Source organism: Bradyrhizobium sp. Kon69, assembly GCF_055807515.1.
Genome location: NZ_JBVVOS010000262.1, coordinates 1 through 297, shown reverse-complemented (window position 1 = coordinate 297; position 297 = coordinate 1). Strand labels below are relative to the sequence as shown.

Here is a 297-nt window from a genome sequence, read left to right as displayed (position 1 = left end):
AGCGGTCGGTGTTGAGCTGTATCAACCGTTGCTGAACAGCGGAGGCCGCCTTTCTGCGCTTTGCGCTGAGGGCCAAGAGTTTGCGGGCGTATCGCTTGATGGCCTCGTTGAAGTTCAGCAGCGGTGCAAGATCGACCGCCTGGTCGATTGTCTTGATTACGTCCACTGGTGTGTTACGGCTAACGGCCCAGTGGTGCTCTATATCCTGGCTTTGCTTGTCAATTAGCAGGTTGACCTGACGGTTGAAGAAATGCTCAACCGCAGTGACAGGCATCAGGTTGACACGCGTCCTGGGCG

1 protein-coding gene is annotated in these 297 nt (G+C 56.2%); it reads right to left on the bottom strand.

Annotation, left to right across the window (positions count from 1 at the left end):
• Positions 1-274, bottom strand: a 274-nt coding sequence (locus tag AC0L3U_RS39090; protein ID WP_473365074.1) for a hypothetical protein, incomplete at its 3' end; no start/stop codon positions are given.
• Positions 275-297: the final 23 nt, after the last annotated feature.